Origin of the sequence: Bradyrhizobium betae (assembly GCF_050632175.1) — a bacterium.
Lineage (GTDB): Bacteria > Pseudomonadota > Alphaproteobacteria > Rhizobiales > Xanthobacteraceae > Bradyrhizobium > Bradyrhizobium betae_B.
Genome location: NZ_CP192576.1, coordinates 7,088,846 through 7,115,045 on the forward strand (window position 1 = coordinate 7,088,846; position 26,200 = coordinate 7,115,045).

General features: G+C 64.1%; 22 protein-coding genes and 3 pseudogenes. 8 read left to right on the top strand and 17 right to left on the bottom strand.

Going from position 1 to position 26,200, the window contains the following annotated elements:
- Positions 1 to 9: 9 nt before the first annotated feature.
- The 3 genes from ACQ86E_RS34160 to ACQ86E_RS34170 are packed head-to-tail and all read right to left on the bottom strand — an operon-like array spanning position 10 to position 2,843.
- On the bottom strand, positions 10 to 2,295 hold the full coding sequence (locus tag ACQ86E_RS34160) for a glycosyltransferase (RefSeq protein ID WP_431203659.1): 2,286 nt from the start codon (positions 2,293 to 2,295) through the stop codon (positions 10 to 12).
- Positions 2,296 to 2,340: 45 nt separating this feature from the next.
- Positions 2,341 to 2,592, bottom strand: coding sequence for a type VI secretion system-associated protein TagO (locus ACQ86E_RS34165; protein ID WP_431203660.1), 252 nt, complete (start codon positions 2,590 to 2,592; stop codon positions 2,341 to 2,343).
- A gap of 56 nt (positions 2,593 to 2,648) precedes the next feature.
- Positions 2,649 to 2,843 (bottom strand): hypothetical protein, encoded by a 195-nt coding sequence (locus tag ACQ86E_RS34170; RefSeq protein WP_015685575.1) that lies wholly within the window; start codon positions 2,841 to 2,843, stop codon positions 2,649 to 2,651.
- A 326-nt stretch (positions 2,844 to 3,169) separates the two neighbouring features.
- Between ACQ86E_RS34170 and ACQ86E_RS34175 the strand changes: the two genes are divergently transcribed.
- On the top strand, positions 3,170 to 3,808 hold the full coding sequence (locus tag ACQ86E_RS34175; RefSeq protein WP_431203661.1) for an HAD family hydrolase: 639 nt from the start codon (positions 3,170 to 3,172) through the stop codon (positions 3,806 to 3,808).
- A gap of 3 nt (positions 3,809 to 3,811) precedes the next feature.
- On the opposite strand, the gene ACQ86E_RS34180 is transcribed toward ACQ86E_RS34175, so the two are convergent.
- Positions 3,812 to 4,852: a phenylacetaldoxime dehydratase family protein gene (locus ACQ86E_RS34180; protein WP_431203662.1), complete on the bottom strand. Its 1,041-nt coding sequence runs from the start codon at positions 4,850 to 4,852 to the stop codon at positions 3,812 to 3,814.
- Between the two features lie 28 nt (positions 4,853 to 4,880).
- Entirely contained in the window at positions 4,881 to 5,897 is a 1,017-nt protein-coding gene (locus tag ACQ86E_RS34185; protein ID WP_431203663.1) for a carbon-nitrogen hydrolase family protein, read from the bottom strand.
- A 197-nt stretch (positions 5,898 to 6,094) separates the two neighbouring features.
- On the opposite strand from ACQ86E_RS34185, the gene ACQ86E_RS34190 reads away from it, so the two are divergent.
- From ACQ86E_RS34190 to ACQ86E_RS34205, 4 genes and pseudogenes are all read left to right on the top strand, one after another.
- The gene (locus ACQ86E_RS34190; protein ID WP_431203664.1) at positions 6,095 to 7,048 is read left to right on the top strand and encodes a helix-turn-helix domain-containing protein; all 954 of its coding nucleotides are present in this window, start codon (positions 6,095 to 6,097) and stop codon (positions 7,046 to 7,048) included.
- A 167-nt stretch (positions 7,049 to 7,215) separates the two neighbouring features.
- Entirely contained in the window at positions 7,216 to 8,241 is a 1,026-nt protein-coding gene (locus ACQ86E_RS34195; RefSeq protein ID WP_431203665.1) for an aldo/keto reductase, read from the top strand.
- A gap of 267 nt (positions 8,242 to 8,508) precedes the next feature.
- Positions 8,509 to 8,838 carry a c-type cytochrome gene (locus ACQ86E_RS34200; RefSeq protein ID WP_431203666.1) on the top strand — a complete coding sequence of 110 codons (330 nt, stop codon included), beginning with the start codon at positions 8,509 to 8,511 and terminating at the stop codon, positions 8,836 to 8,838.
- 160 nt (positions 8,839 to 8,998) lie between these two features.
- Positions 8,999 to 10,419: pseudogene (locus ACQ86E_RS34205) on the top strand (MFS transporter).
- 15 nt (positions 10,420 to 10,434) lie between these two features.
- Here ACQ86E_RS34205 and ACQ86E_RS34210 read toward each other — a convergent pair.
- The 4 genes from ACQ86E_RS34210 to ACQ86E_RS34225 all read right to left on the bottom strand — a co-directional run bounded on the left by ACQ86E_RS34210 (position 10,435) and on the right by ACQ86E_RS34225 (position 14,824).
- Entirely contained in the window at positions 10,435 to 10,809 is a 375-nt protein-coding gene (locus ACQ86E_RS34210) for a hypothetical protein (RefSeq protein ID WP_431203667.1), read from the bottom strand.
- A 217-nt stretch (positions 10,810 to 11,026) separates the two neighbouring features.
- Positions 11,027 to 13,426 (bottom strand): ATP-dependent Clp protease ATP-binding subunit ClpA, encoded by a 2,400-nt coding sequence (gene clpA / locus ACQ86E_RS34215; protein ID WP_431203668.1) that lies wholly within the window; start codon positions 13,424 to 13,426, stop codon positions 11,027 to 11,029.
- Between the two features lie 296 nt (positions 13,427 to 13,722).
- Entirely contained in the window at positions 13,723 to 14,055 is a 333-nt protein-coding gene (clpS, locus tag ACQ86E_RS34220; RefSeq protein ID WP_015685564.1) for an ATP-dependent Clp protease adapter ClpS, read from the bottom strand.
- A 430-nt stretch (positions 14,056 to 14,485) separates the two neighbouring features.
- Complete coding sequence (locus tag ACQ86E_RS34225; RefSeq protein WP_015685562.1) at positions 14,486 to 14,824, bottom strand: phasin family protein; 339 nt, start codon at positions 14,822 to 14,824, stop codon at positions 14,486 to 14,488.
- A gap of 389 nt (positions 14,825 to 15,213) precedes the next feature.
- Here ACQ86E_RS34225 and ACQ86E_RS34230 point away from each other — a divergent pair.
- Positions 15,214 to 17,053: pseudogene (locus tag ACQ86E_RS34230) on the top strand (D-alanyl-D-alanine carboxypeptidase).
- A gap of 217 nt (positions 17,054 to 17,270) precedes the next feature.
- Here the strand turns inward: ACQ86E_RS34230 and ACQ86E_RS34235 are convergent.
- The 4 genes from ACQ86E_RS34235 to ACQ86E_RS34250 form a co-directional block, all read right to left on the bottom strand.
- Positions 17,271 to 17,996 carry a DnaJ domain-containing protein gene (locus ACQ86E_RS34235; protein ID WP_431203669.1) on the bottom strand — a complete coding sequence of 242 codons (726 nt, stop codon included), beginning with the start codon at positions 17,994 to 17,996 and terminating at the stop codon, positions 17,271 to 17,273.
- Between the two features lie 59 nt (positions 17,997 to 18,055).
- Positions 18,056 to 18,805 (bottom strand): VWA domain-containing protein, encoded by a 750-nt coding sequence (locus ACQ86E_RS34240; protein WP_431203670.1) that lies wholly within the window; start codon positions 18,803 to 18,805, stop codon positions 18,056 to 18,058.
- Positions 18,806 to 18,929: 124 nt separating this feature from the next.
- Complete coding sequence (locus ACQ86E_RS34245) at positions 18,930 to 19,790, bottom strand: alpha/beta fold hydrolase (protein ID WP_431203671.1); 861 nt, start codon at positions 19,788 to 19,790, stop codon at positions 18,930 to 18,932.
- Positions 19,791 to 20,131: 341 nt separating this feature from the next.
- Complete coding sequence (locus ACQ86E_RS34250; protein ID WP_431203672.1) at positions 20,132 to 21,055, bottom strand: division plane positioning ATPase MipZ; 924 nt, start codon at positions 21,053 to 21,055, stop codon at positions 20,132 to 20,134.
- 283 nt (positions 21,056 to 21,338) lie between these two features.
- Between ACQ86E_RS34250 and panC the strand changes: the two genes are divergently transcribed.
- Positions 21,339 to 22,190: a pantoate--beta-alanine ligase gene (gene panC / locus ACQ86E_RS34255; RefSeq protein ID WP_431203673.1), complete on the top strand. Its 852-nt coding sequence runs from the start codon at positions 21,339 to 21,341 to the stop codon at positions 22,188 to 22,190.
- Here panC and ACQ86E_RS34260 read toward each other — a convergent pair.
- From ACQ86E_RS34260 to ACQ86E_RS34275, 4 genes are all read right to left on the bottom strand, one after another.
- On the bottom strand, positions 22,187 to 22,627 hold the full coding sequence (locus tag ACQ86E_RS34260) for a DUF1489 family protein (protein ID WP_431203674.1): 441 nt from the start codon (positions 22,625 to 22,627) through the stop codon (positions 22,187 to 22,189). The genes panC and ACQ86E_RS34260 overlap by 4 nt on opposite strands.
- A gap of 42 nt (positions 22,628 to 22,669) precedes the next feature.
- A complete protein-coding gene (locus ACQ86E_RS34265; RefSeq protein WP_431203675.1) occupies positions 22,670 to 23,647 on the bottom strand; it encodes a hypothetical protein in 978 nt (325 codons plus the stop codon).
- Between the two features lie 153 nt (positions 23,648 to 23,800).
- Complete coding sequence (locus tag ACQ86E_RS34270) at positions 23,801 to 23,992, bottom strand: hypothetical protein (protein ID WP_431203676.1); 192 nt, start codon at positions 23,990 to 23,992, stop codon at positions 23,801 to 23,803.
- A 285-nt stretch (positions 23,993 to 24,277) separates the two neighbouring features.
- Positions 24,278 to 24,940 carry a glutathione S-transferase family protein gene (locus ACQ86E_RS34275; RefSeq protein WP_431203677.1) on the bottom strand — a complete coding sequence of 221 codons (663 nt, stop codon included), beginning with the start codon at positions 24,938 to 24,940 and terminating at the stop codon, positions 24,278 to 24,280.
- 123 nt (positions 24,941 to 25,063) lie between these two features.
- Here ACQ86E_RS34275 and ACQ86E_RS34280 point away from each other — a divergent pair.
- Positions 25,064 to 25,778, top strand: a pseudogene (locus tag ACQ86E_RS34280) (DUF599 domain-containing protein).
- Positions 25,779 to 26,200: the final 422 nt, after the last annotated feature.

The window sequence follows — 26,200 nt, forward strand, 5'->3', positions numbered from 1 at the left end:
AGATCAGGTTCAGGCGCCCACGGCGCGCAAGGCCGTGGGCCTGGTCAGGCTCGGCGTGACGCGCGCGAGCTGTCGCATCTCCGCAAGCCCAAGCAGATAGCAAACAACCGACTCGCCCCCGCGGTTTTCATTGGCGCGGTCAGGGTGCAAACCATCCCGGCAGCTGCCAGTGAGCGGATCGACCAGCGCCACGGAGAGTTCGTTGCTGCCGAGGAACCAGGCGAAGGCCCGCGTTGCCATGGCTCTCCATTCGGCGTCGCCGTCGGCGCGCCACGCGGTGAGGCAGGCGGCGATCGTTGCCGTTGCCTCCACGGGTTGTTGATCAAACGCACGCGGACGTTTCCGTAGCTCGCCGAAGCCCGCGGTGCCGACCGGCCGGAAATGGCCTGCCGGTGTGGTCTGTTGCGTCATGAGCCAGCGCAGGGACCTCAATCCGGCATCGAGATATCGAGGCGTTTTCGTCGCCACGCCCGTGAGGATCAGGGCCTGCGGCAATCGCGCGTTGTCGTAGGCCAGTCCCTCTTCGAACCACACCCAGTCCGGCGTCTCGACCGACGCCATGCAATCCATCAACCTGTCGGCAAGCGAATGCCGGATTTCCCTGGCGTGGAGATCGTCCGGAGTTACGGCACAATAGGCGTCCAAACCGAGCAGCATGAACGCCCATGCGCGAGGTGAACGAAAACTCGCCGCGATCGACAATGCCTGGCCGAACAAGGCAGCGGCCCACAGGCGCCGGGCCGGGCTCGCGTCTCTGCGTGCAACCTCGCCCAAGGCCCATAGCGTTCGCCCGTGGCTGTCTTCGGAGCCCCTGTCTTCAAGCCAGGTTCGATTGAACCCCATGAAGTTGCGAAATTGCCTGGTGTGCGGATTCCACGCGTGCTGTACGAAGGCCGCAAATCGGCTCGTCAAGATTTCCGACAGCGGCTGCTCGCCCGGACCGTTGAGGGCGCAGGCCAGCAGCAGCGCTCTCGCATTGTCGTCGACGCAATAGCCATGTGCGCGGTCCGGAACCGAAAAAACCGCGTGCTGGAACAGACCGACATCATCGCACATCGACAGGAAATGGCCGATCTGCATGTCGGGCGGCGTCGGACTACGTGGCTCCGGCGCATTCATGTCGGAGTGCGCGAAGATCTTCAACCGATGGCCTTGCCGCGCATTTTCGAAGACGGACACGTAGCGCTCGGCCACCCGCTCCCATGTCATCGTCCGGCTCGCCGCATAGGCGCGCCGGCACATCGCCTTCCGCCTGTTGTCGTCGGTCAGCAGGTTCGCGATTTCGTTGCCGATCGCTGCGGAATCGCCGAACGGCACCAGGACGCCGCAGCCGTCGGCAAGCAGTTCGCGTGCGTGCCAGTACGGGGTCGATACGACCGGCTTGCCCAGTCCGAAGCTGTAGGCCAGCGTTCCCGAGGTCATCTGGGCCTCGTTGAGATAGGGTGTGACGTAGACGTCGCACATCGAGATGAATTCGAGCAGCGTGGCGAGATCGGCGAACCGATCGAAGAACACCACGTGGTCCTCAATACCGAGCTCGCGCACCCGCGCGATCAGGCTTTCACGATAGGCCTCGCCCTGGTTTCGGACCAGATTGGGGTGCGTTGCGCCGAGCACCACGTACACCGCATTCTTGCAGCGCTTCAGAATCGACGGCATGGCGTCGATCATGACTTCGATGCCCTTGTTCGGTGACAACAGGCCGAATGTCAGGATGACCGATTTTTGCTCATATCCAAGCCTGGCTTTCGCTGCATCCGGCTCGGCGAAGGCAACATCGGGAATGCCGTGGGCGATCACCTCGATCTTGTCGTCACGCACCAGATAGACGTCACGCAGCAGTTCGCGGCCCTTATGGGCCATCACCACGACCTTCGACGATGCCTCGACGATGCGCTCCATGACCGTACGTTGCGCAGGCGTCGGATCGGCCAGCACCGTATGAAACGTCGTCACCACCGGCATCGTCAGGCGGGACAACAGCACCAGGATATGGGCTCCGGCTTCACCACCAAAGATCCCGAACTCGTGCTGCAAGCACACGATATCGAACCGGCCGGCATTGAGGAAATCCGCGGCCCGCATGTAATCTTCGATATTGCCATCCTTGATCTGGAACGCGACCGCCGGAGGATAGTCGTAGGCTTGACCACGATCGGTCATTGCAACGATGCAAGTCTCGAGATCCTGGCGCGAAATCGATATCGCGCTCTTCAGGTCGGTCGTATAGGTGGCAATTCCGCACCGGCGAGGCAGCGAGTTGCCAATGACGGCGATACGGCGGAGCGGCGTCATGTCGGCACCTCGATGATTTGGCTTGATGTTGCAGAGTGCACGACCTCAGCAACCGCGGCAGATATTTTTGAGCTTCGCTGCGGTTCTGGCCTCTTCCGCAACGAACGGGTCCTTGTAGGCAGCCCGCGCTGCGTCGCGTTCGACGGCAGTGGGTTGCTTTGCTTTTGGCGGCGGAAACGCAGTGTCGTAACAGGCGAGCCGCCCGCCCGTGCTCTCGATCGTGCGGCAGTCCGGCTCTTTAGCGACAGCACTTTGTGCCAACGTGCCAACCGCCAATGCGACAATAAGCATCTTCATGGAGTTATCTTTCGTCGCGGAGGGCCGGGGCGCGGTCGTTGACGCCCACGCGCGCCTCATGCCTCGAACTGGTCGAACTCGTCAGACAGCAGAATCCGCCCCTGCGGGGTACAAATCCGCACGTCGATATAGCCTTCCTGCAGCAGCTCTCTCGCCTTCTTCAGGGCGGCCGCCGTCGTGGTGCGGCCCAAGCTGACGTAACCGCTCTGATCGCGTCCGCTCACAAGGTATTGCAGCTGCGTCTTATCCACGCAGGAGCGCCGCAGCGGCCACCAGGAGCAATAGAAACAGCGGAACGATCACCGGCGGCACGATCCAGTCGGCCAGGCGAAATCGAGGCATGCGCGCCCCTCCTCAGTCGGCGGGAGCGTGAGTGACCCTCAGTCACCGATGGATGCCATTGGAAGGGCGGTGATCGCTGGACCCTACGCCCAGGCGCCGCCAATAGCGAGCTTTTAAAGCGGAGCACCGCATCAACGAGGCAGATTTCGCCCTGCCGACCGTTGCACGTTGCCTTGGCCTGCGGCCTCGTTTAGGTCAAGCAACCAACGGCAAGATCAACACGGACCCGACCGGCATGGTGACGATCTATTTCGATCTCGACGGCACGCTGACCAACCCGAAACCCGGGATCACTCGCTCGATCCAGTACGCACTGGAACGGCTCAGCCTTGCAGTGCCGAGCGAGGACGATCTGACCTGGTGCATCGGCCCGCCGCTCCACGCCAGCCTGCAGAAGCTGACCGGCAGTGCGGAACTCGCCGATCGAGCGCTGCTGCTCTATCGCGAGCGGTTCGGTGATATCGGCCTGTTCGAGAACGAGGCCTATGCCGGCATCATGGACACACTGACGACGCTTGCGGCGACCACGCCGCGCATGTTCGTGGCGACCAGCAAGCCCGTGGTCTACGCCACCCGCATCGTCGAGCATTTCGGTCTTAAATCGTATTTCGAGCGGGTGTTCGGCTCCGAGCTTGACGGCACGCGCGTCGACAAGCGCGATCTGCTGCGCTACGCGCTCGCCGAGGCCAGGGTCGATCCGAGTAGCACGATCATGATCGGCGACCGCAGCCATGACGTTGTCGGCGCCCGCGCCAACGGCATGACCGCGATCGGCGTGCTCTACGGCTATGGCAGCGAGGCCGAACTGCGCGATGCGGGCGCGCATCACATCTGCACCGCGCATCCCGAGCTGCTTGGCCACTGCGTGGCCTGATCATCAGGCGCCGGCGCTTTCCACCGCCGCCAGCATCCCCGTCTCCGGATGACAGTTCAGATATTCGAAGAATTGCTCATCCGCGGCCGCCACGGTGACCTCGTGATAGAGCCGCAACTTGGCTGAAGGCCCGAGCGTCGACAGATATTTCATCGCCGCACCGAAGATCTTGACATGGGTCGGATGCGACTCCGCCCAGCGTTCCAGCGCGGCGAGACTCTTCCACCAGCTCTGGCCGTAGGATTTTTCACTCGCGTGGCTGCCCGCCGCGAGCACCTGCATGTAACGGTTGGCGTAGCAGCCGATGCCCAGACCGTCGTCGCGCAGAAAGTCCATGCCCTCGCGCAGCACCGGCTCGACGTCGTCCAGATAGAGCTTTCGTTCCGAGGCCTCGGTGTCGCTCCAATCCTGCCCGGAGCGGATCAGGCAGAGATTGTCATGCGCCTTGACGCGCAGGCGGGCGCCGTCGCGGATCAACTCCGGTACGCCGCCGGGCGTCATCGGATCGGTCTGCGACAACGGGATGCGATCACGCATGCCGCCCCAATAGGCGTGCTCCTGCACCTCGCCGCTCATGCCGTCGGCAATGACGGCGACGCCCTCTGGCCGGCCGAGCGAAGAAAACAGCGTCTCGTGTCGCGCCACGGCAGGACGCAACACCTCGATGAAAGTGCCAATCCCCTCGCGAGCCTTACCAGTCCATGCTTCACGCGCCGGCTCGAACCAGGCGTCGAAACGCGCGATGTCGTCCCAATAGGCAGCCGAGACGACATTCATGTATCCGGCCTGATCGACGTAGTGGGCGCGGTCCCAATGCGTGGGGCCTCCTTCGCCTGCAAACCGTTCGCCAATTTCCGCCGGCGCCTCGATCGCAGCCGCCGGAGCCACGTCGCGATACTGGACGCCGAAATAGGCCATGACGACCCGGACAACCTCCGGCTTGTAACGCGCCACGAAGGACGGATATGGCGGCTGGTAATCGTCCGGCACGCGCCTGTGGCGCGTGCGTTGGGTCTCGAGATGCAGAGGAATTGCAGATTCCACGATCGTTCCCTCCCCTCGATCTCGACGATCAATTCGCCGCCGCGGCGATGTCCGCAGGCTCGACGCTGTCGACCGGCAGCGCGAACTGCTCGACCCGTTGGTATCGCTTCTTGTTGAGCAGCAGCCGCGTCGCATCGGGCCGCGAATAGTGGCCGGCCGGATCGGCGGCGTTCTTGGCAACGCCGATGGCGCCGAGATCGATCTCGGCCATCAGAAGCCCTTCCTGGTCCGGCGCCAGCTTGTCGCCGATCTGGCTGCCGTCGGGACCGTAGATCGCGGCAAACCCGCCGCCGACATGCAGCAGTGCGTTCTTGTCGGGCCGGTCGCAGAGCTCGTCGATCATGGCCTGTGAGACCGTCGCGCAAGGCGCGAGTACGAAGCAGGAGCCCTCGACCGCATAGACGCGCGAGGCGGCGTTGTTCACCTCGGCGCCGAGCGCCGGCGCAAACGGATCGTAGAGCGAAAAGCTCGGCCATGCCGCGACGTGCACCTGCTCGTTCTGGGCGTACATCGCATATTTTGAAAGCGGCTGAAGATGCTCCCAGCAGCACAGCGCGCCGATGCGGCCGATGTCGGCCCTGGCGTGGACAGCGAGATCGCTGCCGTCGCCTTCGCCATAGACGGTGCGCTCGGCGTGGGTCGGCCGCAGCTTGCGTCGCTTTGCGATGCTTTCGCCGTCCGGGCCGATCAGCCATTGCGCGAGATAGAGGCTGCCACCGTCCCGCTCGGAGAGGCCGAGCACAGCGGTCAGTTTCGCCTTCCGAACGGCGTCACGCAGCCGCTCGGCCTGTGGGCTGTCATAGGACAGCGAATTGTCAAAATAGCGCTGCACAAAGCCGCGGCCGATCGCCCAGGCCGGCGAGTCCATCCAGATGTGCCAGGGATAACCCGGGATGAAGGCTTCGGGAAAGGCGATCAGCTTGGCGCCCTTTTCGGCCGCTTCCCGGATCAGCGCGATCGACTTGTCGATCGAGGCGTCGAGGTCGAGCCAGGCTGGCGCCGCTTGCACCACCGCCACCTTGTATTTCGGATGTTCGACGCCCATTGCCGCCTCCTTTGCCGGTTGATCGGAGATCACGTCCGATGCAATCTATTTGGCGAACCGCGTGGCCGGCCGCTCGACCGCAGCGGAACAAAAATTCGACCGGATAAGGATCGCCGCCCCGGTACGGAACTTGCCTCCAGGGTGCCGGATCTGCGCTCATATGCCGTTTTGCAGGATGTGAAAGGGAGGCTGTCCAGATGCCAATCCAGTTCACCACCGACGACAGCCCCGGCCACCGCCGGCTCGCGCTCTGGCAGGACATCGTCTGCGACGTCTTCGTCGGGCTCGACTGCAAGTCCGACCTCGGCAGCGCCTTCCGCGGCTCGGTCACGCAGGCAGCTCTCGGCAAGGCCGTGTGCTCCGACGTCTGCTCCGACCGCCAGCATGTCTTCCGTACCCCCTCGCGCATCGCGCGCTCGGACCAGGACTATGTGCTGATCGCGCTCGGCAATCGCGGTGACGGCGGCGTCGTGCAGGACGGCCGCGAGACCGTGATCCATCCGGGCCAGTTCGCGCTTTACGACACGACGCGTCCGTATGAGCTGAAGTTCAACGGCAGCTTCACGCAGACCATCTTCAAGGTGCCCCGCGAGATGTTGCAGCGGCGGCTCGGCGGCACCGAGACGCTGACCGCAATGTCATTCGGCGCGGACATGCCGCTCGAACGGCTCGCTTACGATTTCATCTTCAGGCTCTGCCAGAACGCAGACCGGCTTGCTCCGGACCATGCCGCGGCGTTGTCGGAACAGGCCGTCGATCTGCTGGCGATGACGCTGAGCGAACGCCTCGGCAAGATATCGTTGCCATCCTCGACCCATCGCTCCGCACTGCTCTACCGGTTGAAAGCGCATATCAGGACACACCTCGCCGATCCCGACCTCTCGCTGGCGGAGGCCGCGGCGACGCTCGGCATCTCGCCGCGCTATGTGAACGATCTGCTCGCCGACGAGGACACCTCGTTCCAGCGCTACGTTCTCGCCGAACGTCTCGCCCAATGTCGGCGTGATCTCGCTTCGCCCGTGCTTGCCCACCGCCACATCAGCGAGATCGCCTTCGCCTGGGGTTTCAACGACCTCTCGCATTTCGGCCGCGTCTTCCGCGAGCATTTCGGGATGTCGCCGCGCGAGTTCCGGCAGAGCCTGCGGCACTGATGCGGTGGACGCCGTAAACCGGCGCGGCCCGTCCACTTCCGATCAAACAAGGACCTCGCGAAGCAGAGCCGCCATGTGCGCGCGCAATGGCACGAAGCGCATGCTTGCATTAGCATCCGCCGCCAGGGTCGCACCGAACAATCAGCGGACAGCCGAGGAGCATATCGATGGAATACCGACGCTTGGGCCTGTCAGGCCTCATGGTTCCCGCCTTGAGCCTTGGCACCGGCACGTTTGGCGGCGTCGGACGCCTTGCTGCGTGGGGCACCACCGACGCGACCGAAGCGCGACGACTTCTGGATATCTGCCTCGATGCCGGCGTGTCGATGTTCGACACCGCCGATGTCTATTCACTCGGCGAGTCAGAGCGCGTGCTCGGCGAAGCCATCAAGGGCCGCCGCGACAAGGTCCTGGTCTCGACCAAGGCCACCTTTCGCTTCGGTGATGGGCCCAACGACATTGGCTCATCGCGACAGCATCTGCTCGCGGCCATTGACGGTTCGCTGAGCCGGCTCGGCACCGATTACATCGATCTGTTTCAGCTCCACGGCTTTGACGCCTTCACCCCGCCCGAAGAGGTGCTCGCAACCCTCGATGTGCTCGTGCGAGCCGGCAAGATCCGCTATGTCGGCGTTTCCAATTTTTCGGGCTGGCACCTGATGAAGGCGCTCGGCGTTGCCGACAAGCACGGCTTCCCGCGCTACGTTGCCAACCAGACCTACTATTCGCTGATCGGACGCGACTATGAATGGGAGCTGATGCCGCTGGGCCTCGACCAGGGGCTCGGCGCGGTGGTCTGGTCGCCGCTCGGCTGGGGGCGCCTCACCGGAAAAATCCGCCGCGGCCAGCCGAAGCCTGAGGTGAGCCGCCTGCCCCAGACCGCCGATTTCGGGCCGCCCGTGCCCGACGAGCACGTCTATCGCGTGGTCGATGCGATCGACGAGGTTGCGAAGGAAACCGGCAAGAGCGTCTCTCAAATTGCGCTCAACTGGCTGCTCCAGCGCCCGACGGTCTCGACGTTGATCGTCGGCGCGCGCAACGAGACGCAGCTCCGCGAAAATCTCGGCGCGGTCGGCTGGTCGCTGACCAAGGACCAGATCGCGAAGCTCGATGCCGCCAGCAAGGTCACGCTGCCCTATCCCTACTGGCACCAGCGCACGACCTTCACCGACCGCAATCCGCCGGCGGTGTAGCAAGCCGGAGCGTTGCGGCCGGACACGCAGCCGCGTCTCGACCTTGAGCTGCATCAAACGGTCGCCCGCCGGCCGTGTCACGGTGCGCCCTTCGCGAGGCTACCGATGCGCCGATTTGCAATGAAGGCCCTGTTCACGGCCCTCAACCTCAGCCAAGCCGAGAGAGATCGGATCAATTGGGATCGCCTCATCCTGGTTTTTCCACCTTGGTGACCGTCGGGCTGCTCGTGCTCTACGCCTATGGCAAGGCAACTTTGCGCTGGTGAGATGAAGCGGTTCGCAGTCGCACTCCCGATCGTCCTGCTGTGGGGTTCGCTTGCCCACGCCCTCGATGCCGAGCAGCGGCACAGCCAAAGTCTCCTGGAGCAGATGTGCTCGCGGTGTCATGCCGTCGGCCCGACCGGCTCAAGCCCTAACAAGCTTGCGCCGCCGTTCCGCCATCTGGGCGAGAACAAGCTCTACGATCCCGACTTCGTGCAGCGTCTTCAGGACGGCTACAGCAGCATTCATCGCGCCATGCCGACATTCCGCTTCGACCGGGAGAGCGCCGAGGCCGTCGCCAGCTACCTCAGGGCAATCCAGACGAAAAAGCACTAGCCTCCGCCGCGGGCGTGCCTGCAAAGGCATGACGCAGGCTCCCGTCGCCGGGAGCACTGCTTCGGGCGCTGGAACCGTCCGGGTCCTGCCGGGTTGCGATCCATCCTGCAATTTCCTAATCCGGGGATGCATCACGGCTCGAATCAAGCGCGCCTCCATCATGTCGTCCGCCCCCATCGAGCATGCCGACGGCCTGCCGCAACCCCTGCGCAATCAGGCGATCCTGACCATTGCGCTCGGCATCATCATGGCGGTGGTCGACAGCGCCATCGCCAACGTGGCGCTGCCGACGATCGCGGCCGACCTCGACGCGAGCCCTGCCTTCTCGATCTGGATCGTCAACGGCTACCAGCTCGCGATCACCATCTCGCTGCTGCCGCTGGCCTCGCTCGGCGAGATCGTCGGCTACCGCCGCGTCTATCTGATCGGGCTGGTGCTGTTCACGCTGGCGTCCGCTTTCTGCGCGCTTGCGGATACGCTCCCTCTGCTGACGATCGCGCGCATCATCCAGGGCTTTGGCGCGGCCGGCATCATGAGCGTCAACGCGGCGCTGGTGCGCTTCACCTATCCGCGCAGCCAGCTCGGCCGCGGCATCGGGCTCAACGCGCTGGTCGTCGCCTTCTCGGCCGCGGTGGGCCCGACGCTGGCCGCCGGCATCCTCGCGTTTGGCACTTGGCCCTGGCTGTTCGCCATCAACGTTCCGCTCGGCGTGGTGACGCTGGTGCTGGGCCTGCGCAGCCTGCCTCACACCACACCCGCCGGGCGTTCCTTCGACTGGCAGAGCGCGGGGCTGTCGGCGATCACGTTCGGCGTCGGGATCGCGGCCGTCGACAGCGTCGGCCATGGCGAGGCCTTGATCACCTGCCTCGTTCAATTCGCAATCGCCATCGTCGCAGGCGCTCTGCTGGTCTACCGCGAAACCCACATGACCTCGCCGTTGCTGCCGGTCGATCTGTTGCGTATCCCTGTTTTCGCGCTGTCGATCGCAACCTCGATCGCCTCGTTCTGCGGGCAGATGCTGGCCTTCGTCTCGATCCCCTTCTATCTCCAGAGTCGCTTCGGCTATTCGGCGGTGCATATGGGCCTGTTGATCACGCCATGGCCGATCGCGGTGGCGTTCGCGGCACCGCTGGCCGGCCGCCTGGTCGAGCATTATCCGGCCGGCCTGCTCGGCGGCATCGGGCTCACGCTGTTCGCCTGCGGTCTCGGCGCGCTCGCCTTGCTGCCGGCTGCCCCGACGCCGTTCGACATCATCTGGCGCATGGCGCTCGCCGGCGCCGGCTTCGGCCTATTCCAGACTCCCAACAACCGCACCATGATCGCGGCCGCCCCGCGCGAGCGGCCGGCGGCGCCAGCGGCATGCTGGGCACTGCGAGGCTGCTCGGCCAGACCACCGGCGCGGCGCTGGTTGCGCTACTGCTCGGCCGCTATCCAATCGAAGGAACGCGGCTGGCGCTTCTCGTCGGCGTTGGATTTGCGCTCTGCGGCGCAGCGCTGAGCATGCTGCGGCTGTCTCCCGCAGGCGCCCGCGGCGCCGAGCACGTCCGCGTACAGGACGACCAGCGGCTGCGCGGCGAATAGCGCCATCCTACATGTCTAAGAAGCTGGCGGCTTGCCTTCGAATTGAATACTGCATTTCTTCATAATTGAGGCCTGCTCAATCGCGTTTAGCTGCCCTTTCATTTGCCCCAATTCGGCGGCGGTCTGCTTATCGCCGCCAACTAGAAAGGCAGCAGGCCAGAAGATGATGACCGCGGCGGTCGTTGCGACTGTATCCTTGGTCCGCTGGCTGTCCTGGGCGCCAGACAACGTAGCGGCCCGTGCCGAGACTGCTTGAGCCTCCATCGCGAGCTGCTGGCAAGTGTAGTTCTGATACATCACCGGCGAGACGTAGGTGGCGCTAATATCCTGCGAGCTGGACGCACATCCAACCAGCACTACGGCGCAGCAAAAAACACTCAAAACTCTCATTTTAAAATGCCCCCTTGGAATTCCCCGAATAGAGAGTCCAGCAACTTGGAGCTGAAGGCAAGGAAAAGCCGCGACCGTTAAATGTTACCTTGCATCTCAGAATCGGGAACCCAGCGGCTTCAGACGAGCAATCAACGTGCGCATCTAGCTCACCATTTGCACCAACAGCAAAAAGGCCGGCTTTTCAGCCGGCCTTCTCAATTGATGACGCTCGCGATCAAGCCTTGACCAGCGGGCTCTTGGTCGGCCCCTTGGAGCCGCCACCCGGCTTGGACTTGCCCGGCGGACGCTTGCGGGCACCGGGCAGCTTCTCCTGCTTCGGCGTGACCGGCCCTTCGACGAATTCGAAGCCGATCTTGTCCTTGGTCTCGTCGGCCTCGTCCTTGAGCAGAACGACGCGGACGTGACCGCCGCCCTTCAGCTTGCCGAACAGCACCTCGTCGGCCAGCGGCTTCTTGATGTGCTCCTGGATCACGCGCGCCATGGGCCGCGCGCCCATCTGCTCGTCGTAACCATGCTGGACCAGCCAGGCCTTGGCAGGCTCGGACAGTTCGATGGTGACGTCGCGATCGCCAAGCTGCGCCTCGAGCTGAAGCACGAACTTCTCGACCACCGTGCCGATCACCTCGACGCTGAGATGGCCGAACGAGACGATGGCATCGAGGCGGTTGCGGAATTCCGGCGCGAACTGCCGGTTGATCGCCTCGTGGTCGTCACCTTCACGCTTGGAGCGCGTGAAGCCGAACGCCTGCTTGGCAAGATCCGAAGCACCCGCATTCGTGGTCATGATCAGGATCACGTTGCGGAAGTTGACCTGCTTGCCGTTGTGGTCGGTGAGCCGGCCGTGATCCATGATCTGGAGCAGGACGTTGTAGAGGTCGGGATGCGCCTTCTCGATTTCGTCGAGCAGCACCACGCAATGCGGATGCTGGTCGACACCGTCGGTAAGCAGGCCGCCCTGGTCGAAGCCGACATAGCCGGGAGGCGCGCCGATCAGGCGCGACACGGTATGCCGCTCCATGTATTCGGACATATCGAAGCGCAACAGCTCGACGCCAAGCGATGCCGCGAGCTGCTTTGCGACTTCGGTCTTGCCGACACCGGTCGGCCCCGAGAACAGGTAGCAGCCGATCGGCTTCTCCGGCTCGCGCAGGCCGGCACGCGCCAGCTTGATCGAAGCCGCCAGCGACTCGATCGCCCTGTCCTGCCCGAACACCGTGCGCTTCAGGGTCGTTTCAAGGTGCTTGAGCACCTCGGCATCGTCCTTCGACACGCTCTTCGGCGGGATCCGCGCCATCGAAGCGATCGTGGTCTCGATCTCCTTGATGCCGATGGTCTTCTTGCGCTTGTTCTCGGCCACCAGCATCTGCGCCGCGCCGGATTCGTCGATCACGTCGATCGCCTTGTCCGGCAGCTTGCGGTCATGGATGTAGCGCGAGGAGAGCTGGACAGCGGCCTCGATCGCCTCATTGGTGTACTTCAGCCGATGGTAGTCCTCGAAATACGGCTTGAGGCCCTTGAGGATCGCGATAGCGTCCTCGACGGTCGGCTCGTTGACGTCGATCTTCTGGAACCGCCGCACCAGCGCGCGGTCCTTCTCGAAATGCTGGCGGTATTCCTTGTAGGTGGTCGAGCCCATACAGCGGATCGTGCCCGAGGCAAGCGCCGGCTTGAGCAGATTCGAGGCATCCATTGCCCCGCCCGAGGTCGCGCCTGCACCGATCACGGTGTGGATCTCGTCGATGAACAAGATGGCGTTCGGGTGTGCCTCGAGCTCCTTCAGCACTTGCTTCAGGCGCTCTTCGAAGTCGCCGCGATAGCGCGTGCCGGCGAGCAGCGTGCCCATGTCGAGCGAGAACACAGTCGCAGCAGCCAGAACCTCCGGCACCTCGCTGTCGACGATGCGCTTGGCGAGGCCCTCGGCGATCGCGGTCTTGCCGACGCCGGCTTCGCCCACGAACAGCGGATTGTTCTTCTGCCGGCGGCACAGCACCTGGATCGCGCGGTTGATCTCGGAATTGCGTCCGATCACCGGATCGATCTTGCCGTCACGCGCCTTCTTGTTGAGGTTGACGCAATAGGTCTCGAGCGCCTCGCCCTTCTTCTTGGTGTCTTCGGTGCCCTTGGCCTCGGTCTCTTCGTCGACGCCGCGCACGGGCCGCGCCTCGGAAACGCCCGGCCGCTTGGCGATGCCATGGCTGATGTAGTTGACGGCGTCGTAGCGCGTCATGTCCTGCTCCTGCAGGAAATATGCAGCATGACTTTCGCGCTCGGCGAAAATCGCGATCAGGACGTTGGCGCCGGTCACCTCTTCGCGACCGGATGACTGCACATGAATCACGGCGCGCTGGATCACGCGCTGAAAACCAGCGGTCGGCTTGGCATCGTCGGCGCCATCCGTCACCAGGTTCTCGAATTCGGTCTCAAGGTAATTGACGAGGCTCGTACGGAGCTTGTCGAGGTCGACGCTGCAGGCGCGCATGACCGCGGCTGCATCGGAATCGTCAATCAGGGAGAGCAAGAGATGCTCGAGCGTCGCGTATTGGTGATGACGCTCGTTTGCGATCGCCAGTGCACGATGCAGGGATTGTTCAAGGCTTTGAGAAAAAGTCGGCATTCGCGTCCTCTATGGCCCCCATCATCATGATCGCCATCGCCCGGTCAGGCAACAACAACCTTTGTCACATATAGTTATCCAAGACCGCGGCGAAAGACCGGTTCCGCGACTCGAGCGGGTACACACACTTTGCGGTATTTCGATGCAAAACCCGTTCCGATTTGGGCGAGATCGGCGCCGAGAGGGATTTTCCGTGCGCGGGTCGGCCGGAACGGACATCGCGCAGGCATCACGCGACGATCACACACAACGTTTGGAAGACGCAAAGACCGCCTGCGAGAGCATCGCGGGACTTCTTATTTCTTCTCCATCACGCATTGCAGCGGATGCTGGTGCTTGCGGGCGAAGTCCATCACCTGCGTCACTTTGGTTTCGGCGATTTCGTAGGTGAACACGCCACACTCGCCGATGCCGTGATGATGGACGTGCAGCATGATCTTTGTTGCAGCCTCCACGTCCTTCTGGAAGAACTTCTCCAGCACATGGACGACGAATTCCATCGGCGTGTAGTCGTCGTTCAGGATCAGCACACGGTACAGGTTCGGCCGCTTGGTCTTCGGTTTGACCTTGGTGATGACAGATGTATTCGGACCCGTCGGGCCGCCCGAACGGTTCTCGTCATTGCTCATAAGGGGAGCGTAGACAGCGGCTGGCGCGGACAGGTCGAGTCTGGAAGTCAGGTGCGGCATGGCTCAGGCGTTCAAATTCCCCACAGAAGCGAATAACGGTCTTCCGCGCGACCCTGCCTTTCGGAGCCTCGCACAGGCGCACCGCCTTGTTGGATCGCCGCTTCCAACCGATCCGGTCAAATCCGGATCGATTGCAAGCAATATGGGCCTGCCCCCGTCCTGCCGCAAGCGCTGCAAAGGTCCAGCCTTTGCAGCCTCGGCGCTCCCGATTCCCGGTCCGGGCGATCCTGTCCGAGGTTAGTCAATCCGGACCGATTTGACAAAATTTCTGGCCAGCCTGTTTAGAACATGTTGGCCAGGAACCGGGCGCAAACAGAAAAAGCCCGGCTGCATCAGCCGGGCTTCTTGATTCCAGGACTTCCAGAAAGCGTTAGTTGGCGGCCGGGGTGAACTTCGACACGATGGTCTCGACCGGCTTGAAAGCCTGCTTGGCGAGGTCGCTGTAGAGGCCGGCGATCTTCTGCGATTCCGCAACGAAGGTCTCGTAGGCAGAGCGGGCGAAATCGGTCTGCGCTTCCATTGCCTTGTCCAGCGACTTCACGCCGGAAAGCTTCTCGACGAAGGACTTGGTGTCTTCAAACGACTTCTTGGTGTAGTCGCCATAAGCGCTGGCGATCGCCTGGAGGCCGTGCTGAACCGTGGTCGCGGAGGCGACGCACTGCTCGAAGTGCTCTTTGCCGTAGCTCTGAATGTCTTCAACCTTGAACATCGGAATCCCTTTTCCCTGGCGTTCGTCCGGAAGCCCCGGCTCCCTGACTTCGCCCAAAAATAGTGCAACGCACAAAATATGTCAAGAATCTTTGTGCGACGCACAAAAATAGATCCAAGTCGCGGAGATTCCCGGGCTTTCCCGCAATGGTTTCTTAAGCCTTTGGAAACCCCAGGCCCCTACCCTGATTCCCTGGACGTGTTCATCTTCAGAGAGCGGCCGAAAGCCGTTTGAGAACATCACCTTAGCCAGAACAGCGGCTCAGGCCCAACGTCTCCCGCAGTGAACACCAGCGGAGGGACAGCCTGAGCAGGTCATGATCCCGGCTCCAATGGGCACAATTTCGCCTCACGAGCCGGTGATCAAGTCAGAAACGGGGACGGGGTTCCATGCTTCGTAAAAACTTGTCTTCCTCGCGCTTGGCGCGGGTTGGCGTTTTCGGGCTTCTCACGGTCACTGCCGCAGTCATCTTCACCACCGATGCTGCCGAGGCGCGGCGCCATCGGCATCGCTCTTACGCGCACCACCGGGTGCAGCGCGACGTGTCCGAGAGTTCCAGTCCGAAATTCGCGTCGATCATCGTCGACGGCAATTCCGGCTCCGTGCTTCAGGCAACGAGCCCCGACGGGATCCGCCATCCCGCCTCGCTCACCAAGATCATGACGCTGTATCTGCTGTTCGAGCGTCTCGACTCCGGCAAGATGAAGCTCGATACCGAGATGCCGGTGTCGCAGCACGCCGCTGATCAGGATCCGACCAAGCTGAACCTGCGCGCTGGCCAGACCATTCGCGTCGAGGACGCGATCAAGGGTCTCGTCACCCGCTCCGCCAACGACGCAGCCGTGGTGATCGCGGAAGCGATCGCCGGCGACGAAGACGACTTCGCCCAGATGATGACGCGCAAGGCGCGCTCGCTCGGCATGTCCAAGACGGTCTACCGCAACGCCAACGGCCTTCCCAACGACGAGCAGGTCACGACCGCGCGCGACCAAGCGACGCTGGGCCGCGCCATCCAGGAGCGCTTCCCGCGTTACTATCGCTATTTCGCGACCTCGACGTTCAACTGGCGCGGACAGTCGATCCGCAACCACAATCACCTGCTCGGCAGTGTCGAGGGCGTGGACGGCATCAAGACCGGCTACACCCGCGCCTCCGGCTTCAATCTCGTGACCTCGATGCGCCGCGGCAACCGTCATCTGATCGGCGTGGTGCTGGGCGGCCGCAGCGGCGGCTCGCGCGATGCCATCATGCGCAACCTGCTCGCCGAGAACCTCGAGAAGGGTGCCACCACCCATACGGTTGCCGCGGTGACCGAGCGCGGCGGTGCCGACGCCAACACCGAGGTCGCCGATGCGTCGGATACCCCGGCCCGCGCCGCTCCGCAGGTTCAGGCGGCGGCTGCCCCTGCTCCCGAGTCAGCCCCCTCGCGTCTCGCCTCGCGCCTGTCGGCGCTTGCCGCTGCGACCGCTGCGATGCCGCCGGCTCCAGCCAAGCCTGAAGTTCGGCAGACTGAGTCCAAGATCGAACCCGCACCCCTCACCAATGGCGTGATCTCGAGCCAGCCGCTCTCGATCATCCCCGGCTCGTCCGAGCCGATGAAGCCCGTCCGGGTCAAGACCGTTCAGGTCAAGGCCGGCGCCGTGAAGGTCGCCTCCGCCGCGCCGGCTCAGATTGCCCCGCAGGTTACCAACACGATTGCGTCCCGCTCCGACGTCGCGGAGACCTCCGGCGCCGTCGTCGCCCGCGCCGATCTCATCAACAAGCCCGAGTTGGCAAGCCAGCCGGAAACGCCCAGGGCGGAGATCGCCCGCAGCGAAATGCCCCGTCAGCCCGCGGGCTTTGGCACCGGCAACGGCATCCTCGGCGTGCTGCCGGCCGCGACCGCCGCCGCGCCCGCCCTTGCCCCGGCGAAGCTTGCCTCCGCCGATCCGGCGCCGCAGCCGATCCAGATGAGCGCCACCACCAAGCCGGTCGTCATGCACAGCGGCTGGATCGTTCAGGTCGGTGCGGCTCGAGAGCGAGAACGAAGCCCAGCAGCGCATCGACGCCGCGCGCAGCTCGGCCCGCGGCCTGCTCAGCAAGGCCGATCCGTTCACCGAGCCTGTCGTCGTCAAGGACAACCGCAAGCTCTACCGTGCCCGCTTCGCCGGGCTCGAGCGAGACCAGGCCGAAGCCGTCTGCCGCGCCCTGAAGCGCGCTGATATCTCCTGCATCACCGTCCGCAACTGATCTTTCGCACCACCCCGATCAAAATGCCCGCGCCTTGCGCGGGCATTTTTGTTTTGGGCCGACGCCGATGCCAGTTCCGCGACAACCTCTCGTCAACAATTTACGGTTAAATTTTTACCCAAGGGATCTACCACGCCGACAATGGCGGGCATCGGGGCGACGGCAGACAGAGCAAGCGGAGCTTACACGGACGGGCGTTTGTAGCGTGGTGCCGGAGTTAGCCGTTATGCGTACGAAGCAGAGTATCCTTGGCCTCGTTCACACGGGCAGCGAGATACGTCGAGCCCCCCTGGTCGGGATGGAGTTTCTTCATCAGGGACTTGTGCGCCCGGCCGATGTCGTCGCGCCCCGCGCCCGGCTGCAGGCCAAGGATCTGATAGGCTTCCTCCGCCGTCATTTTGCCGCTCGCCGCCGTGTGGCGCTGCCGCCCTGCCGCATCGCCTTGCGCGTTCTGACGCCAGGCGGGAAACCGGCGGTCCAGATAGCTTTCAAGTAAGGCCACGCTCTCGGCGTCGAACGCCGGGACCATCGCCAGCAGGCCCGCGAGATCGAACTCGTCGAGATTGCGACCGGCATGAGGCCCGGCGACGATCTGGCCTGCGAGCTGACCGGAATCGTGGTCGAGCCGCATGTCCAGAAATGGCGAGCGCACGCGCGAGGCCTGACCGGCCGGGCGCGTCGCGCCGCCGCCGAACAGGCCGCCGATATTGCCGAAGCCGGCGTTCGCCAATGGCATCCAGCCCAGCAGCCCGGCCCCGAAAATCCCGAGCGGGATTGCCACCGCCAGTTCGCCCCGCAGGCCCGTGAAGGCTGCGACAGCCAGCGCCAGCACGCCGCCGCCGAACTTGAGGGTGCGCGCCAGCACCGCCGGATTGGCGGACCGGAACATCTGGAGCAGCAGATAAAGCGTGATAACAGCGACAGCGCCGGCGATCAGGGTCATGACCGGAATATAGGCGCCCTCGCGGCAAAATGCATGGCATCCGCCTCCGACGCGATCCGCTACCTCATCTGGCCGATCAGCTTGGCCGCGCCGCTCGCGCTCTTCGCCAATTTCAGCAGCGCTTCGCGGCCGCCGGCGGCATAGGCCGCTGCAGCGCGCAGCAGCTCGCGCAACTGCGCCGCTGCACCGGGATCGAACCGGCACCAGGCCCCGCCGGTCAGCCCCGCGATCTCGCGAAACGCCTGCTCGGCCGCGGCGTCATGGCCCTCCTGAAACAAGAATACGGGCACCTTGAGCATGCCGAGCTCGCCGGCCTTGGCGCAGAGTTCGTCGACATTCTCCTCCATGGCGTCGCCGACGAACACCACGGCCCGCACGCCGGAGGCGACCGCCTCGCGCCGCGCCTCGCTCAGCACCTTGCCGATCTGGGTGTCACCGCCGCGGCAATCGATCTTGCTCATCAGCGTCGCGAGCCTGGCGCTGTCGGATATCCAGCCCGAGGCGCGGCACTCGTTGAGACCGCGATAATAGACCAGGCGGATGTCGAGACTGCCGAGCGCGGCCGTCTCGCGGAACATGTCGGCCTGGAGTGCGCAGGCCATGTCCCAGGTCGGCTGCCGGCTCATCGTCGCATCTAGCGCGAAGATCAGCCGCCCCCTGGCGCCGGGTGCATGCGGCGACAGCGCCTGCGCCTTGGCGACGAAGGCGGCGATATCTTCCGCAGTCGAGGTCCTGGCCTGCGGCAGCGCGCCTTCTTGCTGCGCCGGGACGGCACCGCGGCCGCGCGGTTTGATGGGGTCGCCCGACATTCCTGCTTTGACCTTCCGTGAGCGACTAATGTGGTCAGCGCGCCTGGCCCGGTCAATGTGCAGAGCCTCCGCAGGCGGTGGCCGGCGGAGGCTCTGAAGGTTGGGAGATCGCTGCGTCTGGTCGCTAGCTCTTGGCGGGCGCCATCAAGGCAACAGGGCCGGGCTCGAGGACCTTCGGCGGGGCCGAACGGGTGTCGACCGGCGCCACTGCGCTATCGGTATCGCTCAGGAATTTATCGAGCATGCCCTGGATCGAGTTCTTGGCGCTATCCGGACCGGTGTCGCGCATGTCGTTGTGCTGGAATTCGGTCTTCACAACCTGGATGCCGGCCTTTTCGCATTCCTCGTCGGTCGGGATCACGCCCGCGTCGGTCTTGAACTGCGGATCCTGCGAACGGAACGACAGGATCTTGAACTTGCCGGCGGTGACGAAGGGCACGCGCAGATTGTCGAGCGTGACGACCTTCTTGACCTCATCCGGATACTGCTTGGCGAAATACATCGTGATGTCGCCGCCCATGGAGTGGCCGACCATCGTCACCTTTTCGTAGTCGGCGTTGGGCTGAACCTTCTTCATCTCCTGCATGGCGAGATGGATGTTGGCGACACCCCGCAGAATCTGCGGCAAACGGCCGACATAGAGCTCGCCGGGCTTGGTCACCATCGGAGGATCGGTCGGAAGATCGTGCTGCGGGCTGACGACGAGATAGCCGCGCGCGGCGAAAACGTTGGCGAGGAAACCGTATTCGGTATTCTTGACCGTGTTGCCGTGATTGATCACGGCGACCGGCATCGTGATCATGCCGGCATTGGCCTGCATTTCCTTGTCGCGACGGATCGCGATGTCGACAGGCACGGGACGGTTGTCGCGCGAGGCGTCGTAGAAGGTGATCGTCTCGTGCCTGATTGCCCACTTGCTCGCCGTGAAATAGGCGATGCCGCAGAGGGCACTGACCGAAACCAGAACGGCAATTCCACGCTTCATTTTCGTCCTCAGCCTCAGGCGCTTCGGCCTGAATCCCTGTTGAAAATCGTGTTCTCGAGGGCTCTTCGGCCCCTGGTCGCCTATTCGCTAATATATGTCACAGCCGCGTGACAGGAAGGCCAAATATTGTGAACCGGCAGCCCTTTCATTGTGCGTCGCACACGTTTCTTGGGCACCCCGTTCTCATACGGCTACGTCAGGGTGCAGGTCACCATCGGACGCAACCGGTCTCGATCGGGTTCAATTTCGCGGTAAACGTGAGATGAAAACGGCCGAGGGCAGCCGCAGTTCCCGGGAGAACCGGCTGCTTCGATCGACCTGAAGTAGCGGCATACCGCCACTCAGGCGCCGAGGATATCGTGAACCTCGAGCGGCTTGTCGACCTGGCTGAACCATTCGGCGCGATTTGCCGCACGGCGGCGGCCACGCTCGTCGAGCGGCAGCTTGAGCTGGCGGAGCAGGCTCGTCACCTCCTCCCGCGCGGTGAGATGGCCGAGATTGGGCCGCATGCCCAGCGTGGCCTCGTCGATATCGTCCAGCGCGGTGAGCCCGCGGGGGAAGAACTCGCGATAGACGACGCGCTCGGCGAAGCCGTCGACATAGCGGAAGCCGAGCCGCAGCGACAAATCCTTCAGACCTTCGGCGACCAGCTGCTTGTTGCGGGAGCCCAGCATCGACAGGCGGTTGCGCACCACGATCCAGTCGGTCGAGGAGCCGTCGAGCTGGCGGCGCTTTCGCCTGACATCCCGCACCATCTCGGCATAGTGGCTCTCCCCCGTCACCGCGTAGTTGGCGGGATCGACCGTGCCGAGCACGTCGAAATCGAGGAAGCTGTCGTTGATCGGCGTGACCAGCGTGTCGGCCATCGAGTGCGCCAGGCGCATCAGATAGCTGTCGGTGCCGGGTGTATCGATGACGATGAAATCGAAACTGGCCTCGACCGCCGAGACCGCGTCCATGAACTGAAGGAACTCGGAATTCTCGTTCTCGGCGACCTGCATGGTCTCGCCGAGCTTGATGCAGCGATGCGTCGGCAGCTCGAGGCCGAGGCCCGTGCGCCGCGCCCAGGCGGAACGGTTGTTGATGTAGTGGGTAAAGCTCTGCTGACGGCAGTCGAGATCGATGGTGGCGACGCGCTGGCCGGCCTTCAGAAGTGCGACCGCGATGTGCAGGGCGGTGGTCGACTTGCCGGAGCCGCCTTTCTCGTTGCCGAGCACGACCACATGCGCCGAGCCGGATTGGCCTTGGCTAGCCTGCACAAGCATGGCGATCCTCAACACCCCTATTGATTATCTTCGAGTTGACCGCGTCGGCGGTCAAGTTAATTGCGAGACCGAACATGCAAATCGCAGTGCGCAGTTTTTCCAGCATCAATCGCGGCACGGTCTTCCGTCTATGATCCAGCCCACAATGTCGCGATATCCCGCGCGGCTTCACAGGGAATGCTGTGCCGCATCCGGATGCATGGCGTCCACGACCGCCGCTTGTTAAGGTTAGCCGCCGGGGCCGGGATGCGCCCGCTCCGATTCCCAACCAAGTCGAGTCCTGATGTCACCGAGCCCCTTGATCGCCCGCACGGTCCCCACCCTGCGACGCGCCGTCGACAATCTTCGCAAGCGAAAGGCCACGATCGCGCTGGTCCCGACCATGGGGGCGCTCCATGACGGGCATGTGTCGCTGGTGCGCCTCGCCAGGCGGCGCGCCAGCCGCGTCGTGGTGTCGATCTTCGTCAACCCGACCCAGTTCGCTCCGACCGAGGATTTCGGCGCCTATCCGCGCACCTGGAAATCCGATATCGCCAAGCTCGCGGCCGAGGATGTCGACATCGTCTGGCACCCCGGCGTCGAAGCGATGTATCCGGAGGGCTTCGCGACCCGAATCGTGCCGGAGGGGCCGGCGCTGGCCGGCCTCGAGGACCGCTTCCGCCCGCACTTCTTCGGCGGCGTCGCCACCGTCGTCGGTAAGCTTTTCACGCAGTGCCGGCCGGATTTCGCGATCTTCGGCGAGAAGGATTTTCAGCAGCTGCGGGTGGTGACGCAAATGGCGCGGGATCTCGACCTCGGCGTCAAGGTGATCGGCTCCCGCACGGTGCGCGAGCGCGATGGGCTCGCGATGTCCTCACGAAACGTCTACCTCTCGCCGCAGGAACGGCAGACCGCGACCGTGCTCTACCGCGCCATGAAGGACAGTGCTGGGCGGATCAAGTCGGGCGAAGCGATCGCGCCGGCGATAGCGCGCGGCGCGAGGGCGATCGAGGCGGCCGGCTTTGCGCTCGACTATTTCGAGGCCCGCCACGCCGAGACGCTGGAGCCGGTCACCTCACGCAAGGACGACCCGTTGCGGATTCTGGTCGCGGCCAAGCTCGGCACGACCCGCCTGATCGACAATATCGCGGTTTAGAGTAATCCGAGATCGCGCAGCTCGCGCCGCATCGGCTCCGGCATCGCCGCGATCGAGCCCGCGGCGGACTTGCCGAGATCGGGCGGCACGGATTCGTCGGCGAGATAACGCCAGCCCTGGAACGGCCGCATCGGCCGCGGCGATACCGGGATCACCTTCGGCTGCATCACGATCCGGCAGCGGCCGATGCCGTCCTTGTCGCGGAACGGCTCGATGCCGATGATTTTTTCACGCGCGGCGACCTCGCCCTTGATGACCCAGTAGAGCGACCCGCCCGCGAGGATCTCGGCGTCGCGCTTGGGCACCATGCGGGTGATATGGATGTGATGTTGCGGCAGACCTTTCTTTTTGGCGGTCTGCATCCGTTCGGCGATCCACCCCTTCAATTCCTTGACGGAGTCGCAGCCGACGGCAAGCTTGATCAGATGTAGCGGCATGCCCCAGCATTAGCGGGCCGGCCGCTTGTTTTCAAAGCCGATCTACTCGTTATCCGCAGCCGCGGGAGCCGAGGCCGGCGGCGGCACGAGCGGAACCGGTGCGGCCGCAGGCGCACGCTTGGCAGCCGGCTGCTTCTTCGCAGCCGCGGGCGCGGCCACCTGAGCCGAGGCCGCAGCGGGTGCGCGCGGAGCCGGCGCAGCGTTTGCGGCCGGCGCCGCCTGGCGCGTCGTCGCCGTGGGCGGCTCCGGAGTCATGATACTGACCGGCGGCGTCGACGCCGCGCTCGGGAAATCCGCATTGGTCGGCTTGCCCGTCGGCATCGACGGCGGCAGCGCGGCGAGCGGTCCTGTGGCCGGCATCGCCGGCGCCGTTGCGGGCGCGTTCCAGACCGGCGCATAGCGCGCGACCAGCGCGTCGTAGAGATGGGAATCCATGTTGGCGGCGACCTGCTGCTGATCGGTCAGCGAGCGGAAGGCCGGGCAATCGAACGGGGTGCAGCCATCGCGCGCGACCAGCACCTGCGCAACGAGGCCATAGCGATCGTGCTCCAGCGACTTGCGCAGCACCTTCATCTCCAGCGTCAGGCTCTTCTCGGCGGAGGCGGCATCGCCGAGCGCGGTCAGCCGGTCGATGCGGGAAGCGGTGTAGGCAACGGCCGCAGCCGCAGTGTCGGGCGCGCCGAACAGCGCCTTCTCGCAGCCGACGGCAACCGCATCGCCCGCGAGATCGTCCAGGCAGGACAGCGCCGGCAGGCTCGCCGTCACCGTCGCTTGCGCACGTGCCTCAGTCGGGGCTGCTTGCCCCGCCGGTCCGTAGAGGTGGATGGTGGCGGCCACCGCGACGGCAATGGCGAGCAGCGTGATGACGGTCAACGCGCCGTTGGCGACCGACTTGTCGGCGCGCAGCAGCGTGATCAGCAGGATCAATCCGAAGAAGCCGGCAGCCGCCAGCGTCATCCACATCGGAAAGGCCGGTGAGCGCCAGATTTGGTCGAGCGACGTGGCCCATGCCCAGTTCATGCGCGATGTCCCCTCACGCGAGCAAAGAGCGAATGGTCAAAGCGAGTACCGCGAGTCAGTAGCTGCCCCCGAATGACTCTGTCGAGGCGAAGCGGGCCTTTTGACGGCGAACACGTCAATTCGTTCGCAACGTCAAGCGCGGCTGCGTGTCTCTCAAGACTGCGCGAGCTGGCTTTCCTTGGCGACGCGTTCGAAGGCTTCGGTCGTGCTCTTGATGCGATACTGGCAGTCGTCGCCGTCCGTCGGCAACAGGCGGATGATCTCGTACGCGCCGCTCGCAGCCGGTCGCGCGACATTGCTGGCGGTGAACAATACGCGCGTTCCCACGGGAAATTTATGCTTCAACGCCCATCTCCATCACTCAAACAGCGCCGGCCGTGCCCAGGGTCCCACTGCGACGAACCGGCTGAAAACCCGGCCCGTCCTATAGCATGCGACCGGCCGTTTTGGCCAGCAGTATACAGGCATGGCAAACGTCCCGATCCCGCAGTGATTTCAGAACGATAGTCGAGGAACCGGCGGCCGATGGTACCACCGGAACCCAGATACCCCGGAAGGTAATAAGGCACCGGCCGCCGGGCCCGCACGCGCCCCGGTGCCGGCCACCTTCCGGTCGACCGGGATGCTGGCCTAGACGGTCTCGAACCTGTCGATGAGAAGCGTCTCGGCCAGCCCGCCACGGGTCCATTCCTGGAACGCCGGCAGCGCCATCATCGTCTCCATATAGGACCGGGCCTCCGGCCCGACATCGATTGCGTACGTGCGGAAGCGGTGCACGACCGGCGCATACATCGCATCCGCCGCGCCGAAGCCGCCGAACAGGAATGGTCCCGTGGCGCCATAGCGCGCCCGGCACTCGCGCCAGATCTCCTGCACGCGCGCGACGTTGGCGAGCGCATCCACCGACAGCGTCACGGGGCGCACCGGCCGATGCAGGTTCATGCCGCATTCGTTGCGCAGGGCCATGAAGCCGGAATGCATTTCGGCGCACACCGAACGGGCATGAGCGCGCGCCGCGACATCGTCAGGCCACAGCTTCTTGTCCGGATAGCGCTCGGCGACGTATTCGATGATAGCAAGCGAATCCCACACCGTGATGTCGCCATCGACCAGCACCGGCACCTTGCCTGCGCGGCTGAAGGACAAGATCTTCTCCTTGTCCGCGGGGTTGTCGGTGTAGAGCGGAATGACGGTCTCCTCGAACGGAATGTCGTTCGCGCGCAACGCGAGCCAGGGCCGCAACGACCACGACGAATAGTTCTTGTTGCCGATCGCAAGCTTGAGCGTTGCCATATCACCGGTCCTTCCGTAAGTCCGTTTGTGCGGCTGCTTTTAGCGCCAACGCCTGCCGCCAATCAATCGTTGCCGCGACCAGCCATGCGTGGCAATCGTTGCGATCCTTGCGAGGAGAGCGACATGAGCAGGCATTGGATCGACATCACCGCCGTCGGCTTCTTCATCGTCGAATGGCTGGTCTATGCCCTGACGCTGGAGCATTCGGCCTATGGCCGCGACAGCCTGTCGGCGCGCATGAACCGCTATCGCGAGGTCTGGGTGCGCCGCCTGCTGGACCGCGACGCCCGCATGGTCGACATGCAGATCATGGCCTCGCTGCAGAACGGCACCGCCTTCTTTGCCTCCACCAGCCTGATCGCACTCGGCGGAGCGCTGGCGCTGCTGCATGCGACCAACGACGCGATCACCATCCTGAGCAAGCTGCCGGTCGACCTCAGCACCTCGCCTGCGATGTGGGAACTGAAATGCGTCGGCCTGGTGCTGATCTGCGTCTACGCCTTCTTCAAGTTCGCCTGGTCCTACCGCTTGTTCAACTACGTCGCGATCCTGTTCGGCGGCATGCCATCGGCTTCGCAACGCGACACGCCCGAGGCCGAAGCCCATGTCATCCGCACCACGCGCCTGTTCGAGATCCGCCGGCCGCCATTTCAACCGCGGCCAGCGCGCCTTCTTCTTCGCGCTCGGCTATCTCGGCTGGTTCGTCAGCCCCTGGGTGCTGTTCGTGACCACGGCAGCGGTCGTGGTCGTGACATGGCGACGCCAGTTTGCGTCCAGCGCGTGGCAGGCGATGGCGCCGGCGGCGGCGGATGATGAGGGGATCAGGCGCGGTCATTGACTCCGACTCTCACCGCATCGTCATTGCGAGCGCAGCGAAGCAATCCAGAGTCGTTCCGCGGAGGGATTCTGGATTGCTTCGCTGCGCTCGCAATGACGGAGTTTGAGGCAATAGCTGCGTCTCCAAATAGCGCCGTCATTCCCCGCCATCGGGTCTCGCCTTTGGCGAGCCCGATGACAATTGCGGCGGGGAATCCAGTACGCCGCAGCTTCTCGATGTGACCATGATCGTCTCCGGAATACGGATCGTCCGGCCAAGCCGGACGATGACAGCGCGTGTGGGGTTGCAGACACGCCTTTTCATTCTCGCGGCTGATTTCGCCCGAGTTTTGCTTGATCACTCCACCCTCTTCAATCCAAGAGGGCGCAGGGAAGACCGGGTGCCGGCGGGCACCCGCGGTCCACTGCGCGAAAAGCACACGC

Coding starts and splice junctions, on each gene's coding strand:
- ACQ86E_RS34160 (WP_431203659.1), bottom strand. CDS start 2,295: ATGACGCCGCTCCGCCGTATCGCCGTCATTGGCAACTCGCTGCCTCGC.
- ACQ86E_RS34165 (WP_431203660.1), bottom strand. CDS start 2,592: ATGAAGATGCTTATTGTCGCATTGGCGGTTGGCACGTTGGCACAAAGT.
- ACQ86E_RS34175 (WP_431203661.1), top strand. CDS start 3,170: ATGGTGACGATCTATTTCGATCTCGACGGCACGCTGACCAACCCGAAA.
- ACQ86E_RS34185 (WP_431203663.1), bottom strand. CDS start 5,897: ATGGGCGTCGAACATCCGAAATACAAGGTGGCGGTGGTGCAAGCGGCG.
- ACQ86E_RS34190 (WP_431203664.1), top strand. CDS start 6,095: ATGCCAATCCAGTTCACCACCGACGACAGCCCCGGCCACCGCCGGCTC.
- ACQ86E_RS34195 (WP_431203665.1), top strand. CDS start 7,216: ATGGAATACCGACGCTTGGGCCTGTCAGGCCTCATGGTTCCCGCCTTG.
- ACQ86E_RS34200 (WP_431203666.1), top strand. CDS start 8,509: ATGAAGCGGTTCGCAGTCGCACTCCCGATCGTCCTGCTGTGGGGTTCG.
- ACQ86E_RS34210 (WP_431203667.1), bottom strand. CDS start 10,809: ATGAGAGTTTTGAGTGTTTTTTGCTGCGCCGTAGTGCTGGTTGGATGT.
- clpA (WP_431203668.1), bottom strand. CDS start 13,426: ATGCCGACTTTTTCTCAAAGCCTTGAACAATCCCTGCATCGTGCACTG.
- clpS (WP_015685564.1), bottom strand. CDS start 14,055: ATGAGCAATGACGAGAACCGTTCGGGCGGCCCGACGGGTCCGAATACA.
- ACQ86E_RS34225 (WP_015685562.1), bottom strand. CDS start 14,824: ATGTTCAAGGTTGAAGACATTCAGAGCTACGGCAAAGAGCACTTCGAG.
- ACQ86E_RS34235 (WP_431203669.1), bottom strand. CDS start 17,996: ATGACCCTGATCGCCGGCGCTGTCGCTGTTATCACGCTTTATCTGCTG.
- ACQ86E_RS34240 (WP_431203670.1), bottom strand. CDS start 18,805: ATGTCGGGCGACCCCATCAAACCGCGCGGCCGCGGTGCCGTCCCGGCG.
- ACQ86E_RS34245 (WP_431203671.1), bottom strand. CDS start 19,790: ATGAAGCGTGGAATTGCCGTTCTGGTTTCGGTCAGTGCCCTCTGCGGC.
- ACQ86E_RS34250 (WP_431203672.1), bottom strand. CDS start 21,055: ATGCTTGTGCAGGCTAGCCAAGGCCAATCCGGCTCGGCGCATGTGGTC.
- panC (WP_431203673.1), top strand. CDS start 21,339: ATGTCACCGAGCCCCTTGATCGCCCGCACGGTCCCCACCCTGCGACGC.
- ACQ86E_RS34260 (WP_431203674.1), bottom strand. CDS start 22,627: ATGCCGCTACATCTGATCAAGCTTGCCGTCGGCTGCGACTCCGTCAAG.
- ACQ86E_RS34265 (WP_431203675.1), bottom strand. CDS start 23,647: ATGAACTGGGCATGGGCCACGTCGCTCGACCAAATCTGGCGCTCACCG.
- ACQ86E_RS34275 (WP_431203677.1), bottom strand. CDS start 24,940: ATGGCAACGCTCAAGCTTGCGATCGGCAACAAGAACTATTCGTCGTGG.